The organism is Streptomyces sp., from assembly GCF_031178505.1.
Lineage (GTDB): Bacteria > Actinomycetota > Actinomycetes > Streptomycetales > Streptomycetaceae > Streptomyces > Streptomyces gulbargensis.
Window position 1 is genome coordinate 1 of the sequence record NZ_JAPSIW010000074.1, and the last position, 15,159, is coordinate 15,159.

Below are 15,159 nucleotides of genomic sequence, written 5' to 3' on the forward strand. Positions count from 1 at the left end.
CGCCGAAGTGATCGGACAGCGCGTGCAGCCAGCGTTCGAGGCCGAAGCCGACACAACTGGTGGAGGCCACGGCGCCGTCCGCGGTCGTGATGGCGCACCGCTCACCGAAGAAGACGAAGTGACTGTTGACGGAGGCGACCGCCGTGCCCTGGTAGACGTACTCGTGCTTGACGGGGACAACCCGCTGGAAGGCGGCGCGCGAGCCGGACCGGTCGTAGAACGGGTCGGAGGCGGCGCGGCGCTCCAGGGGCAGGCCGAGCGCCTCCGCCAGAGTCTCCAGGAAGCGCGCCGCCCGGTCGAGGTGGTCCGCGACCTGGTCCGGGGTGCCGAGCGCCACGACCTCGCGCATCCGAAAGGCCTTGAGCCTGCGTAGTCCGTCGTAGTGGTCCTCGTTACGGAAACACTGCCCCATCACGCTGACGAGATCGCCGTCCGGGGCCGTCCGCCGGTTCCGGAAGTGGAGGTAGACGCCGTAGCAGGCACTGGACGGCAGCGCGAGGTCGGCGGCGGCCAACACGGCCGGTCCGAACCGGCCCGCGTCCGCCTGCCGTTCGATTCCTTCGCTGCCGTGGCCGGCGATGTCCAGGGTCGAGGAGACCAGGGCGAGCTGGGGGAAGTTCCGGTACACGTCGAGTGCGGCGAGGTCCGCGACCGGGAGCAGGGGCGGCAGAGTCAGCGCCGTCGCTCCCAGGTCGCGGGCCCATCGGGTGAGGACCTCTTCGAGTGTCCCGGCAAGGCGGGTGGGGCCGTCATCGAGCGCCGCGAGCCCTCCCGAGGTACGCACGGCAGGCTTGACAGTCATCTTTTGCTCCTTGAGCCGGTGGGGTGCCCGGCGGGCCCGGCTCCTGGGCGACGGGCATGGCTATGCCACGGAGCTACGAGGTCGGCGGACCGTCTGCCCAGGGATGCCGCGGGGCCGCGGACGCGGGCGTGCGCTCGCCTCAACGTCCGTGCCGGTGGCGGGTTTTCTTCCGCTCGGGTGATCGCTAAGGTAACACCTCAGAGGACCTGAGTAGCTGAGGTCAGAGCATCAACATCTGAGAACGGAACCAGGCGTTTCACTATGAAAAAGGGCAAGCTCGCCTTCCTGACCGGCACACACGCGGTCAACGACCTGTACCAAGGGGCCATCCCGGCGATGCTGCCGTTCCTGATGTCGGAGCGTCATTACAGCTACGCCGCCGTCTCCGGCCTGGCGTTCGCCGCGAGCGGTGTATCCAGCCTGTTCCAGCCCCTGTTCGGCGTGCTGTCCGACCGCGAGCCGCGCACATGGCTCGTACCGGCCGGGTTCCTCACGGCCGCGTTCGGCGTGGTCGCTGCGGCACTGTCCTCCGGCTATCCCGCCACGTGGCTGTTCGTCGCCCTGGCGGGAGTCGGCATCGCCGCCTATCACCCGCCCGCCACCAGTCAGGCCCGGGCGGCCGGCGGCTCCTCACAGAAGGCCATGAGCGTTTTCGCGGTCGGTGGGACGGTCGGCGGATCCATCGCCCCGGCGCTCGTGACCTGGGTCATCGGAGCGCTCGGCTTTCCCGCCAGCCCACTTCTGGCCGTCCCGGCCCTGGTCATGGCCGTCCTGTGGTTCCTGCGAGGTTCCAGGGAGCGCCGACGCACCCTGGCGGTGGCGCCGGCACCGGCGGGCGCGCGCCCCGGGGCGGCGGCCACGGCCGGCCGGGCGGACGACTGGCGGCGCTTCTCGCACCTGGTGGCCGTCATCATCGGCTGGTCCATCCCCTTCGTCACCGTCACTTCGCTCGTGGCGCTGCACGCGCAACGCGACCTGGGCCAGTCGGAAGCGGCGGGCGCCGCCGTGCTCACCGGATACACGGCGTCGGGTGCCGTCGGCACACTGCTCGGCGGCTGGATCGGTGACCGGGACGGCCGGATGAGGGCGGTACGGCTCGGCTACCTCCTGGCGCTGCCCACCCTCGCGGGCATCGCCTGGGCACCCTCCTTCTGGGTCCTGGCGGTGAGCACGGTCCTGTTCGGCACCGCGATGTTCCTGCCCTTCGCCGCACAGGTGACGCTCGCTCAGGACTACCTCCCGAACCGGCCCGGTACGGCCAGCGGTCTGACCCTGGGCCTTGCGATGGCGGCGGGCGGGCTGTGTTCGCCGCTGTTCGGGTGGCTCGCGGACACGAGCGGCCTGCGGGCGGCCTTCTATGCGCTCGTCGGCCTCTTCGTCGTTCCCGTATTGCTGGCGTTCCGCCTTCTCGACCCGGCGGGGAACGCCTCGGCCACGGACGCGCCGGGCCTTCCGGAAGAGCCCCTCGCTACCCGTGACAAGAGATAGGCAATCCCGCTTGGAAAGTTCGTCTCCAGAACTTGGGAGCCTCTTTACTGTCATCCCACCATTTGAAACACGATTGAGCGTCACCCCAAGATCACGTAGCGTCTGGCTCGGCTTCGATAAGCAGCCCGATTGGCGCTCTCGATTCATTCCGCACTTCCAACAAGTGGCCACATGGCCCACACTCAGGCGAGGAGAAAAAGAATGAAGATAAACTGGGAGGATCACGAGGAGCTGAAGGCCGAGGGGATCGCGCTGGCGCGCCGCTTCGCCTTCGGGCAGGAGATGTCCTGCCTCAGGGTCGTGGCCGATCAGTCCGGTGACCTGAACCTTCCTCCCCACTGGCACGACAACGAGCAGTGGGTGGTCGTCACCGAAGGCTCCATCCGGTTCGTCTGCGAGGGGACCGAGTACGAGCTCAACGCCGGCGACGTGGCCTACATCCCCTCGCGGAAGAAGCACACCGCCACATTCGTCGGGGAGGAGGGAGCGGTTCTCCTGGAGTTCTCCGCTCCACCCCGGCTCGACCTCGCCCCGGGCTCCCTCGTCCCCTCCTCGATGATTTACGAGTGAGACCGCCTGCCGTTTCAGAAGTCTCGGCAAGGTTCTACGGGGAGTTTCATGACGAGCAGTGTGTACGGCGACATGAATAAGGAAGAAACCATTCATGGCGCATTCGAGCGCGTGGCGCTTGAATTCCCGCACCGGGAGGCGATCGTCTCCACCGGCGAACGGCTCACGTATTCTGAATTATGCGCCGAGTCCCTCCGCATCGCATCGGTTCTGATCGCGCGCGGTGTCCTGCCCGGGGACATCGTCCCCGTCGTGGCCCGCAGGTCGCGTGACCTGCCGGCCGCTCTCCTGGGCATTCTGATGGCGGGGGCGGCATACGGAATCCTCGACGTGAGATGGCCGTCCGCCCGCATCGACACCTTCGTGCGTGACATGCGCGCTCCCGTCGTCCTCGCCGACGCCGCGGGCGCCACAATTCTGGACGCGGTCGGGATCGACCACATCGACCTGGCCGCCCTCCGCGGGGGATCGCGCGACGCGCCGGCACCGGCCGAGGCGCTGCCGGACGTCGACCCGGGCGCGACCGCGACGGTCTTCTGGACCTCCGGCAGTACCGGAAACCCCAAGGCGGTTCTCTCGCCCCACCGGGCGACCACCCGCCTGTTCGGCTCGCCGGGCTTCATGGACTGGGGTGACACCCCAGTGATGATCAACGCCGCGGCCGTCGCCTGGGACGCCTTCACACTGGAACTGTGGGGGATGCTCCTCAGCGGAGGCACCGTGCTCGTCCACGAGGACGACCTGCTGCTGCCACCCGCGATCCGGTCCTACGTCGCCGACTTCGGGGCGACCCACCTCTTCCTGACCCCCTCGCTGTACGACGTGATCGCCGGCGGGGACATCGGCTGCCTGGCCGGGCTGCGGGCGCTGCTTCTCGGAGGGGACAAGCCCTCCCCCGCCCGCTGCCATGCGCTGCTGAGCGCGTACCCGGGCATCGAGCTCTACAACGGGTACGGCCCGGTCGAGTCCTGCGTCTTCGCCACGGTCCACCGGATCGTCGATGCCGACACCGTCACGACCACGGGCATTCCCGCCGGGCGGCCCGTCCCCGGCACGGAGCTGCACATCCTCCGCGACGGGGTGCCGGTCGCGCGCGGCGAGACCGGTGAGGTCACCATCGGCGGTACCGGTCTCGCGGCCGGCTACATGAACGCGCCGGACCAGACGGCGGCTGCCTTCCGCGACGTCACGATCGACGGCCGGTCGCGGCGCGTCTACCTCACGGGCGACCAGGGCCGCCTCGACGCCTCCGGCGTCCTGCACTTCGCCGGACGGAAGGACGCCCAGATCAAGGTCGCCGGACACCGCATCGAACCGGCCGAGATCGAGGTGGCCGCCCTGGCGCTGGGCTGCAAGCGGGCGGTAGCCATCGCGCCGCGCGACCGCGACGGCGACAGGCGCATCGTCCTCTTCGCCGAAAGGCCCGACACGGTCGGGTCGGAGGCGGAGATGCGCGGCCGGCTCCGGGCCACCCTGCCGTCCTACATGGTGCCCGCCGCGGTGCACTTCGTCACCGCCATGCCGCTCCTGGAGAACACGAAGATCGACAAGCGGCAGCTGTCGGCACGGTTCGGCTACCCGGCCTGAAAGAACGTTTCTTCACACCGACCTTCACCGTGCGCCCCACTCCGCGCACAGGCAAGGAAGTACCGCCTTGAAGACGCACAGCCGTGCGGAAGCACAGTTCTCCCTCGCTCTCGACTCCATCCAGGGCAAACGCCGTGTCGAACAGGTCCTCGAGGCGGCTCAAGCCCTCCTCGACCGGTACGCGGCCCAGCCCGACCCCGTCGAACGCCTGAGGCTCGCCTTCGAGCTCATCAGGCGCAACTTCACCGGCGACATCGCCCTCATCTTCGGGGACCTGACCCTCGGAGCCGAAGGCGGCGACTCCGGCACCGCCCGGTTCCACGGCACGATTCGCCTGGCCGACGGCCGCACCGGCACCCTCACCGCCCACTACACCGAGCCCGGTTCGATGGGCCTGACGAACTCCGAGTGGCTCACCGCCATGCGCCTTCTGGCCGGCCTCGCGGGCCTGGGCGCCGGAGGGACCGTCACATGGGCGGCGTAGCGGCGGTGGATCCAGCGCGCCTGCTGGCACAGCCGTACTGGTACCGGACCCTGCCCACGGACACGGACGTCCACCGCCTCGACGACGGGGTGTTCGCCATGACCGGCAACGGAGCGGTGCAGGAGGTCCTCGCCCACCCGCACATCGTGGCCGAGCACCCGCTCAAGGCCAGCGCGCGGGCCTTCGGTCCGAACGTCCTTGACTCGGACGGCGCCGACCACCGGGCCTTCCGGGCCCTGCTGGCCCCGATTCTGTCCGCCGGGCGCGTCGACGAGTACAAGAGGGCCCTGATGCCAGGACTCGTCGAGGCACTGGTCGACTCCGTACTCGACACGGAGTGCGACGACTTCTACGACACCCACGCACACCGGGTCCCGTACGGGATCGTGTGCACGATCCTCGGGATCGACCCCGCGCTCGAGGACCGGTTCCACACCCTCACCCGCCCGCTCGCCCGTCTCCTCGACTACCCCACCGAGGAGACGGAACAGACGCACACCAACGTCACCGAGCTGCTGAGGCTGATCGAGGAGCAGCGCACCGCCGGCGGGGGCGGCGAACGCTCCCTGCTGGAGACCATCGAGCAGACTCGCGACCGCAAGGGCATCTCCCTGACCGACAGCGAAGTGCGGTCCACCGCCCTGCTGTTCTTCCTGGCGGGCACGGAGACGAGCAGCGCCTTCATCACGTCGCTCGTCTACTGCATGGGCCGCGGCCTGTTCGGCCTGGACGAGCTCCGGGACCCCGCCGTCCGGGACGACTTCATCGAGGAAGCGCTCCGGCTGTACCCGCCCGTGCAGACCATCGTCCGGTTCGCGAGCGAGGACCTCACCCTGGGCGGCACGCGCGTGCCTCGCCACTCCGCCGTCCTCGCGTCCATCGCCGGCGCCAACCGCGACCCGCGGGTCTTTCCCCACCCGGACCGGTTCGACATCGGCAGGCTCCGGAAGGGATCGATCCCTTTCGCCGTCGGAGCACACGCGTGCCCCGGGGCGCTCCTGGCCAAGACCGAGTTCTCGCTGCTCGTCGAGAGCCTCGTCGAGCGCTGCGCGGACATCGTCGTCACCCACGACCGCAGGGGCGTGGCGAGCCAGTCGTTCTCCCACCCCAGCGACTTCGCGGTGCGGTTCACCGCGAAGTAAGAGAGAAGAGAGAGAAGAAGACAGTGGACAGCAAGATATCCGAGCTGCGGACGTGGCTCGAGAACCTTCACGACGAGCCGATCGAGATCCAGGACGACACGGATCTGATCGAGTCGGGCACCGTCACCAGCCTCCAGTTCGTCCAGATGGTGATCGAAGTGGAGCGCATACATGGTCGGAAGCTGGACCCGGGCGTCATCAACATCGCGTCGATGCGCACGCTGAAGGCCATCGACGCGACCGTCTTCCGGGCGGCCTGATGGCATCGGGGACTCCCCGGGTGGCGGTGGTGTCGGGCACCTCGTCCGGCATCGGAGCCGCCGTGGCGGCCGAGTTCCTGCGCCGCGCGTACACCGTCATCGGCCTCTCCCGGCGCGGCAACCCCTCGCTGGCCGCCGCGGAAACGTACGTCGACCTGCTCGCCGACCTCCGTGACGACGAAGCCGTACGAGCCGCCCTCTCCTCCGCTGCCGACACCACCCGGCACGGGGTGCACGCGGTCGTCGTCAACGCCGGCGTCTCACCGGACCCGGACGACCTTGCCGCGCTCGACTGGAGCGTGGCGGCCGAGGCGTACGAGAACAACGTGCACACCGCCCTCAACCTCGTGCAGGCGACGACCCCCCTGCTCAAGCTCGGCGGCGGTGGATCCCTGACCTTCGTCGGGGCCAGCCTGGCCAACGGCTACAAGCCGGAACGCTGGGCGTACGCGGCGAGCAAAGCCGCCATGACCACGCTCATGCGGGCCTGCTCCGTCGAGTTCGCCGACGACGGTGTCGTGGCGAACGAGGTCCGTCCCGGCCCCGTGGCCACCGCCATGACGATGGCCGGCCTCGACGGCGAGGTGAGCGACCAGATCCTCCGCGCCATCAACGAGGGCTTCGGCACCGACTGGCTCAAGTCCCCGCGCACCGTCGCGGAGTGGATCGTCTCCCTCGCCGAGTTCCCGCCCAACGGCCCTACGGGCCAGGTCTTCAACTACAGCCGCAAGGTTCTCTGAATCACCGAAAGGCACATCACCATGGCTACGTACCCCTCCTCCGAGCAGCTCCTCGACCTCTTCAACTGGGCCTCGCCCGGCATGCTCGTCACCGACGCGGAGGGCGCCGTCGTCCTCGCGAACAAGGCCGCCACCGTCCTCCTCGCGGCCGATGCCGCCCCGGGCACCAAGCTCCCCGGCGCCCTCGGCATCGACGACCACGCCGCCCTGCTCGCCGCGGGCCGGCCCGTCGAGAACCTCGAGGCGACCTTCGCCCACCCGCGCTTCCCGGCCGGCTACGCCAACGTCGGCTTCGGCGACGTCGACGGCGCCCCGTACGGCTTCTGGGCCCTGCGGCCGGTCACTTCCCACCCGACCCCCTCCCCGCGGGCCGGCGAGGGTGACACCACCGCCGCCGCGTGGATCGCCGAGGTCGACCGCCCCGACGAGGCGTACCAGCCGGTGGGCGAGGACGCGGTCCCGTTCATCAAGGCCTACTACGACACCTGCCCTGTGGCCATTCACCTCATCGAGGAGGACGGCACCGTCGCCCATGCGAACTGGAAGGACATCGCGATCGTCGGCGCGACCGAGCAGCCCGACACCTACGTGGGCCACCACATCCGGCACATCTACGCCGACCAGGAGGTCGTGGAGGACTTCCTCGGCCGCTGGGGTGAGGACGCACCGATCATCGACTTCCGAGCGGACTTCCTCAACAAGGGCGAGCGCGTACCCGTGGTGATCTTCTCCACCGCCAAGGTCGAGGACGACAAGCTCAAGAACACCCGCTGCTTCGTCTTCCCCGACAGCCACCCCGACCGCAAGCGCGACAAGGTCAAGGCGCTCGACCTCGACTTCTGATCCAGGCGGCCCGCACCCGGACGGCCCGGGCCCCGGCGGCTCCCACGCCCCGGGGCCCGGCCGTCGCCCACGAGCTTTCCACCCCCTGGAGCAGCCCCCCATGGCCGAAGCGCCCAAGAAGCGGCACCACTGGCTCACCGGCTGGAACCCCGAGGACGAGGACGCGTGGCACGCGGGCGGTCGCCGCGTCGCCCGCCGCAACCTCGTCGTCTCCGTCCTCTCCGAGCACGTCGGGTTCTCGGTGTGGACCTTCTGGTCCGTCCTCGTCCTCTTCATGAACCCCGACATCGGCTTCACCTTCGACGCCGGAGAGAAGTTCCTGCTCGTCGCCGTCCCCACCGTCGTCGGGTCGTTGCTGAGACTGCCCTACAGCTACGCCGTCACCCGGTACGGCGGGCGGAACTGGACGGTGTTCGCCACCGGGATCCTGCTCGTCCCCACCTCCCTGACCCTGTACTTCGTGCAGCGGCCCGGCACCCCCCTGTGGGTGTTCCTGGCGATCGGCGCCCTGGGAGGCGTCGGCGGGGGCACCTTCGCCTCCTCGATGACGAACGTCACCGCCCTCTTCCCCCGCCGTCACCAGGGCTGGGCACTCGGACTCAACGCGGGCGGCGGCAATGTCGGCGTGGCGGTCGTCCAGCTCGTCGGCCTCGCCGTCGTCTCCCTCGCCGGCCACACGCACCCCTCGTACGTCGCGGCCGTCTACCTGCCCCTGATCGTGTTCGTCACACTCCTCGCGGCCTGGAAGATGGACAACGTCGACGCCGTGCGCACGTCGCCCGGAGCCCGGCGCGAGGCGGCGCGTGACCCGGACACCTGGCTCATCTCCGCCCTGTACGTCGGAACCTTCGGCTCGTTCATCGGCTACGGCGTCGCCTTCGGTCTCGTGCTCCAGAACGAGTTCGGCGCCTCACCGCTGGAAGCCGTCAGCTACACCTTCCTCGGGCCCCTCCTCGGATCCGCTTCCCGGCCGTTCGGCGGCTGGCTCGCCGACCGCTCGGGCGGCGCACGGGTCACCTTCGTCACCCTCCTCGGCATGGGCGCGGGGACGCTCCTGCTCCTCGTCGCTGCGGATCTGCGGTCCTTCGGACTTTTCACCGCGGGCTTCACCGGGCTCTTCGTCCTCAGCGGCCTGGGAAACGGCTCCGCGTACAAGATGATCCCGGCCGTCTTCGCCCGGAAGGCCGAGGCCGAGGTCCTGTCCGGATGCGACGCGAGCGCCGCCTTCGCCCGCTCGCGCCACCTGTCGGGCGCAGTCATCGCGATCGCGGGCACGGTGGGCGGGCTCGGCGGCGCCGCCATCAACGTCGCGTTCAAGATCTCCTACACCGACGGAACCGGCAGCGGAACCCCCGCCTTCCTCACGTTCCTCGCCTACTACGCGCTGTGCCTGGCCCTGATCCGCGTCCGCTACCTGCGCCGCGACCGGGCAGCCACCCGGCACGCCCCGAACACCACCAAGGAAGTCAGCAGTGTCTGAACCGCCCGCCCGCGTCCCGAAGGCCGGCACCCACTGCCCGTACTGCGCCCTGCAATGCGGCACCGTCCTCAGCGGCGGCGAAGGGACCGGGGTGACCGTGCGCCCGGCCGACTTCCCCGTCAACCGGGGACGGCTGTGCCAGAAGGGCTGGACGGCCCCCGAGCTCCTGACCGCCGCCGACCGGCTGACCCAGCCCCTCCTGCGCACCGGCGACGGGCGGCTCGCCCCCGCCTCCTGGGACACCGCGCTGGACACCGTGGCGGAGCGGCTCACCGCGATCCGCGACCGGTACGGCCCCGACGCGCTGGCCGTCTTCGGCGGCGGCGGGCTCACCAACGAGAAGGCGTACCTACTCGGGAAGTTCGCCCGCCTCGCCCTCGGCACCAGCCAGATCGACTACAACGGCCGCTTCTGCATGTCGTCCGCCGCCTCCGCCGGAAACGCCGCCTTCGGCATGGACCGGGGACTGCCCTTCCCCGTCACCGACCTCCGCTCCGCCGACACGGTCCTCCTGGCCGGCGCGAACCCGGCCGAGACCATGCCGCCCCTGATGCAGCACCTCGACCGTGCCGAACTCATCGTCATCGACGCCCGCCGCACCGCCACCGCCCAGCGGGCCGCCCTGCACCTCCAGCCCGTCCCCGGCACCGACCTGGCGCTCGCCCTCGGCCTGCTGCACATCGCCGTCGTCGACGGGCTTCACGACCAGGCGTACATCGCGGCCCGCACCCGGGACTTCGAGCCCGCCGCTCGCCGGGCGATGGCCTGGTGGCCCGAGCGGGTCGAGGAGACCACCGGAGTCCCGGTGAGCTCCCTGCGCCGCGCGGCACACATGCTCGCCGACGCCGGCAGCGCGTACGTCCTCACCGGGCGCGGTGTCGAACAGCACAGCACAGGCACCGACACCGTCGCCGCGTTCATCAACCTCGCCCTCGCGCTGGGCCTGCCCGGCACGGACCGCGGCGGATACGGCTGCCTGACCGGGCAGGGCAACGGTCAGGGCGGCCGGGAACACGGCCAGAAGGCGGACCAGCTGCCGGGCTACCGGTCCCTCACCGACCCGGCAGCACGCAACCACGTCGCGAGCGTGTGGGGCGTGGCGCCGGAGGACCTGCCGGGCCCCGGCCGCAGCGCCTACGAACTCCTCGACGCGCTCGGCTCCGACGACGGACCGCGCGGGCTCCTGGTCTTCGGCTCCAACCCGGCCGTCTCCGCGCCGGACGCGGCGCGCGTCGTCCGGAGGCTGGCCTCCCTGGACCTCCTCGTGGTAGCCGACTTCGTCCCCTCCGAGACCGCCCGCATGGCCGACGTGGTGCTGCCCGTCACGCAGTGGGCCGAGGAAGAGGGAACGCTGACCAACCTGGAGGGCCGGGTACTGCGCCGTCGCGCCCTGCTGCCGCCCCCCGCCCACGTGCGCGGCGACCTCCAGGTGCTCCACGACCTCGCCGTCCGCCTCGGCCAGCCCGCCGCACGCTACCCCGTGGCCCCGGCCGAGGTCTTCGAGGAGCTGCGCGCGGCATCCCGCGGCGGCAGGGCCGACTACTCCGGCATCTCGTACGAGCGGCTGGACGCCGGGGAGGCGCTGCACTGGCCGTGCCCCGAGACACCCGAACCGCACCCCGGAACCCCCCGGCCCTTCCAGGACCGGTTCGCACACCCTGACGGCCTGGCGCGGTTCGCCGAAGTGGACCACCGGGGACCGGCGGAGGAGACCAGCTCCGGCTATCCCCTCTACGCCACGACCGGCCGGGTCCTGGCCCATTACCAGTCCGGCGCGCAGACCCGCCGCGTCGCCGAACTCCTCGACGCCGTCCCCGAGCCGTACGTCGAGGTGCACCCCGACACCGCCGCCCGGGCCGGCCTGGCCGAACACGGCCACGCCCTGGTCAGCTCCGTACGCGGCAGCATGACCGCCCGGGTCAGGCTGGAACCGACGATGCGCCTGGACACCGTCTTCGCGCCGTTCCACTTCGCGGCGGACGGGCGCGCCAATCTGTTCACCCATGCGGCCCTCGACCCCCGCAGCGGCATGCCCGAGTTCAAGGTGTGCGCCGTGAGGCTCGAACCCGTCCCCGGAGCGACACCGTGAACGACGTCGTGATCATCGGCAACGGACCGGCCGCCCACCGGCTCGCGGAGCGCCTGCGCCACCACGGCCACGAGGCGGGCCTCACCTTGCTCGGCGAGGAGCCGGAGCCCGCGTACCACCGCACCCTGCTCCCCCACTACGCCGCGGGCTCGCTCGCCCGCCCCTCCCTGCACCTGCCGCCCGTGCCCGGCGCCAGGGTTCACCTCGGCACCGTGGTCACCGCCATCGACCGGGAACGGCAACGGGTGTACGCGTACCGGCACGGCATCGAGACCGTCCACCGGTACGACACCCTGGTCCTCGCCACCGGAGCCCGGCCCGACGTCCCGGACGTCCCGGGCCTCCGGGAACCCGGCGGCGGTCCGGCGCCCGGCGTGACCACCCTGCGCACGACGGCGGACTGCGACCGGATGAACGGCGGGTCCGTCGTGGTGCTCGGCGGCGAGCCCCTCGGGGTGGAGGCCGCGAGCGCCCTCGCCGCCCGCGGCAACGGCGTCACCCTGGTCTGCCCGGGCGCCCACCCCCTGCACGACCGCGTCGACGACGTCTGCGGCGGCATGCTGACCGCCCGGCTGGAAGCTGCCGGAGTCACCGTGCTCGGCGCGGCCACCGCTGTACGCCGCACGCCCGGCCACCTCGAACTCTCCGACGGAACCACGCTGAGCGCGGACACCGTCGTCCTGTGCGCGGGCGTGACGCCCGACACCCGGCTCGCCCGGGCCGCCGGCCTGGACGTCGGGGCCGGGATCGTCGTGGACGACCGGCTGCGCACGAGCGACCCGAGCATCCACGCCCTCGGCGACTGCGCCCAGTTCGACGGGCAGACCCTCATCGGAATCAGCGGGGCCCACGAGCAGGCCGACACCCTCGCCCGGATCCTCACGGGCCGTCCCGCCGTCCACCGGCGCGTCCCCCGCATCCTGCGGGTACGCAGCCGCGCGGCGGACCTGTCGTGCATCGGCTCGCCCGCCGATTTCGACCGCCCCGGCACCCGGCAGATCACCCTCACCGACCGCACGCGCCTCCGGTACGCCCGCGTCGCGGTCCGCGACGAGCACGTCACCGCAGCCGTCCTGTTCGGAGTTCCGCAGGCCATCGCCACGATCGGGATGCTGCACCGGAGCGACCGGCGGCTGCCCGGCGACCTGCTCGGGCTGCTGCTCGACCTGCCGCCGCGGCCGGCCTCGGACAGCGCCGGGGCGAGTGCGGACCCTGTGGTCTGTCTGTGCAACCACGTCACGCGGCAGCGTCTGCACCGGGCCTGGCAGGACGGCGCGCGCACGGTGCCGGCCCTCGCCTCGGGAACCCGGGCGACCACCGGCTGCGGCGGCTGCGGCCAGGCCGTGGAGGAACTGTGCGGCCAGTGGGCGCGCGGAACCCGAGACCTCGTGGAGGAGACATGCCCCGCACTCTCGTCGTGATCGGCCACGGGATGGTCGGCCACCGTCTCGCCGAACGGCTCCTGGCCCTCGACACCGAGGCCGCCTGGCGCGTCGTCATCCTCGCGGAAGAACCTGACCCGGCATACGACCGGGTCGGCCTGTCCTCGTACCTGGACGGCAAGAGCAAGCCCGACCTCATCCTGGCCGGCCCGGACTTCCTGAACGATCCCCGGGTGGACCTCCGCCTGTCGTGCCCGGCCGTCGCGGCCGACCGGACGACCCGCACCGTCGGCACGGCGGACGGCGACCTGATCCCCTACGACGCCCTCGTCCTGGCCACCGGATCCCGGCCGTTCGTCCCCCCGGTTCCCGGCCACGATCGAGCCGGATGCTTCGTCTACCGTACGTTCGACGACCTCGACGCCATCCGCGCCGCCGCGCGCCCCGGGCGGCCGGGCGTGGTGATCGGAGGCGGCCTGCTCGGCCTGGAAGCCGCCAACGCACTGCGCCTGTTGGGGATGCGCGCCCACGTCGTCGAGACCGCGCCCCACCTGATGCCGGCCCAACTCGACCCGGGCGCGGCGCGGGTGCTCCACCACCACGTCACGGACCTCGGTCTGCGGCTGCACCTCGGCACCGCGACCGCGTCGGTCGACGGATACCCCGACGGCTCCGTGAGCGGGGTCACCCTCGGGGACGGCACAGTCGTGGAGGCCGACGTGGTGGTGTTCGCCGCGGGTATCAGGCCGAGGGACGAACTCGCCACCGTCCTGGCTCTCGAACGGGGCGAGCGCGGCGGCTTCGCCGTGAGCGACCGCTGTCGCACCGCCGACCCGCACGTGTGGGCCGTCGGCGAGTGCGCCTCCGTCGAAGGGCGCTGCCACGGCCTGGTCGCGCCCGGATACCGCATGGCCGAGAGTGTGGCGCGCCAACTGCTGGGCCAGAAGGTCGAACCCTTCGACGGCACCGACCCCACCACCACGCTCAAGCTCATGGGCGTGAACGTCGCCACCTTCGGCGCGACCCGGCACGGTGAGGACGGGGCCGTCGAAGCCGTGTTCTCCGAGGGCACCGCCCGCTACGCCAAGGTCCTGCTCGGCCCCGACACCGGCGAGATCCTGGGCGGCATCCTCGCCGGGCACACCGGCTCCCCCATGGCGCTGGCTCCGTTCCTCGGCACCCGACCGCCCGCGGACCTGGAGCGGCTCCTGCTGCCGGGCCGGCCCGCGTAACCCCCCGCACCCCCGCCACTCACCTCATGCACACGAAGGAGACCCCAGGTGGAGACCATCGCCTTCATCGGCCTCGGCACCATGGGCAGCCCCATGGCCGTCAACCTCGCCAGGGCCGGGTTCACCGTACGAGCCTGGAACCGCACCGACGGCAAGAGCGGTCCCCTGCGTGCCGTGGGCGGCCACGCCGCGGACTCGATCCGGGAGGCGGTCGGGGACGCCGACATGGTCATCACCATGCTCCCGGACTCACCACAGGTCGCGGACGTCATGGACCGCCCCGATGGAATCCTGGCCGGCGCCCGTCCCGGGACCCTTCTCGTCGACATGTCCACGACGGCGCCGCGCGCCTCGGTCGAACTGGCCCGCAGGGCCTCGTCACGGGGGCTCCGGGTCCTGGACGCCCCCGTGGCCGGCGGTGAGGTCGGGGCGGTTCAGGGCACCCTGTCGATCATGGTCGGCGGTGAGGCCGCGGACTTCGAAGCGGCCCGGCCCGTTTTCGAAGCGCTGGGCGCGACCCTCGTGCACTGCGGGCCGCACGGGAGCGGCCAGACGGTGAAGGCCGCCAACCAGCTGATCGTCGCCGTCAACATCCAGGCGTGCGCCGAAGCCGTCGTCCTCCTCGAGAAGTCGGGTGTGGACGTCGAAGCCGCCCTCGACGTCCTGAGCGGTGGCCTCGCCGGCTCCCACGTGCTGACCCGCAAGAAGCACAACTTCCTCGGACGCGACTACCGCCCCAGCTTCACGATGGCGCTGCACCACAAGGACATGGGCATCGTCACCGACACCGCCCGCGGCCTCGGTGCAGTACTCCCCTTCGGCACCGCAGCGGCGCAACTCATCGCCGAAGCCGTCGCCCGAGGAGACGCCGAACTTGACCACTCCGCCCTGCTCCGAGGTGTGGACCTGCTCAACGGAGCGGGAAGGACACAGCAGCAAGGGCGGTGACGCCCCCGCGTTTCGGCGGAGTCCCGGCTCAGGTGGAGGCGGCCACGCGCCGAGCGGGTGGATCCACGACGGCACCCTCCGCGGACCGGATGCGGGCGGGGTGCACCTGCGG

Annotated in this window: 14 protein-coding genes; 13 read left to right on the forward strand and 1 reads right to left on the reverse strand. The window is 71.3% G+C overall.

Annotated elements, in window-relative coordinates; genetic code table 11:
* A partial coding sequence (locus RIF68_RS08525) for a hypothetical protein (protein WP_309050533.1) occupies positions 1-802 on the reverse strand: 802 nt, incomplete at its 3' end.
* A gap of 261 nt (positions 803-1,063) precedes the next feature.
* On the opposite strand from RIF68_RS08525, the gene RIF68_RS08530 reads away from it, so the two are divergent.
* From RIF68_RS08530 to RIF68_RS08590, 13 genes are all read left to right on the forward strand, one after another.
* Positions 1,064-2,290: an MFS transporter gene (locus tag RIF68_RS08530; protein ID WP_309050534.1), complete on the forward strand. Its 1,227-nt coding sequence runs from the start codon at positions 1,064-1,066 to the stop codon at positions 2,288-2,290.
* 201 nt (positions 2,291-2,491) lie between these two features.
* Positions 2,492-2,860: a cupin domain-containing protein gene (locus RIF68_RS08535; RefSeq protein WP_309050535.1), complete on the forward strand. Its 369-nt coding sequence runs from the start codon at positions 2,492-2,494 to the stop codon at positions 2,858-2,860.
* A 48-nt stretch (positions 2,861-2,908) separates the two neighbouring features.
* Complete coding sequence (locus RIF68_RS08540; RefSeq protein WP_309050536.1) at positions 2,909-4,447, forward strand: AMP-binding protein; 1,539 nt, start codon at positions 2,909-2,911, stop codon at positions 4,445-4,447.
* A gap of 67 nt (positions 4,448-4,514) precedes the next feature.
* Positions 4,515-4,931 carry a hypothetical protein gene (locus RIF68_RS08545; RefSeq protein ID WP_309050537.1) on the forward strand — a complete coding sequence of 139 codons (417 nt, stop codon included), beginning with the start codon at positions 4,515-4,517 and terminating at the stop codon, positions 4,929-4,931.
* On the forward strand, positions 4,919-6,073 hold the full coding sequence (locus tag RIF68_RS08550; protein WP_309050538.1) for a cytochrome P450: 1,155 nt from the start codon (positions 4,919-4,921) through the stop codon (positions 6,071-6,073). The genes RIF68_RS08545 and RIF68_RS08550 overlap by 13 nt, the downstream gene beginning before the upstream one ends.
* Positions 6,074-6,096: 23 nt before the next feature.
* Positions 6,097-6,333, forward strand: coding sequence for a phosphopantetheine-binding protein (locus tag RIF68_RS08555; RefSeq protein WP_309050539.1), 237 nt, complete (start codon positions 6,097-6,099; stop codon positions 6,331-6,333).
* A 20-nt stretch (positions 6,334-6,353) separates the two neighbouring features.
* Entirely contained in the window at positions 6,354-7,073 is a 720-nt protein-coding gene (locus RIF68_RS08560; RefSeq protein ID WP_309050540.1) for an SDR family oxidoreductase, read from the forward strand.
* A gap of 21 nt (positions 7,074-7,094) precedes the next feature.
* Complete coding sequence (locus RIF68_RS08565) at positions 7,095-7,916, forward strand: PAS domain-containing protein (protein ID WP_309050541.1); 822 nt, start codon at positions 7,095-7,097, stop codon at positions 7,914-7,916.
* A 100-nt stretch (positions 7,917-8,016) separates the two neighbouring features.
* Positions 8,017-9,396, forward strand: coding sequence for an MFS transporter (locus RIF68_RS08570; RefSeq protein WP_309050542.1), 1,380 nt, complete (start codon positions 8,017-8,019; stop codon positions 9,394-9,396).
* Entirely contained in the window at positions 9,389-11,485 is a 2,097-nt protein-coding gene (locus RIF68_RS08575; RefSeq protein ID WP_309050543.1) for a molybdopterin oxidoreductase family protein, read from the forward strand. Before RIF68_RS08570 ends, RIF68_RS08575 begins: the two co-directional genes overlap by 8 nt.
* Positions 11,482-12,906, forward strand: coding sequence for an FAD-dependent oxidoreductase (locus RIF68_RS08580; protein ID WP_309050544.1), 1,425 nt, complete (start codon positions 11,482-11,484; stop codon positions 12,904-12,906). The genes RIF68_RS08575 and RIF68_RS08580 overlap by 4 nt, the downstream gene beginning before the upstream one ends.
* The gene (locus tag RIF68_RS08585; protein WP_309050545.1) at positions 12,885-14,099 is read left to right on the forward strand and encodes an FAD-dependent oxidoreductase; all 1,215 of its coding nucleotides are present in this window, start codon (positions 12,885-12,887) and stop codon (positions 14,097-14,099) included. The genes RIF68_RS08580 and RIF68_RS08585 overlap by 22 nt, the downstream gene beginning before the upstream one ends.
* A 48-nt stretch (positions 14,100-14,147) precedes the next feature.
* Complete coding sequence (locus RIF68_RS08590; protein ID WP_309050546.1) at positions 14,148-15,047, forward strand: 2-hydroxy-3-oxopropionate reductase; 900 nt, start codon at positions 14,148-14,150, stop codon at positions 15,045-15,047.
* Positions 15,048-15,159: the final 112 nt, after the last annotated feature.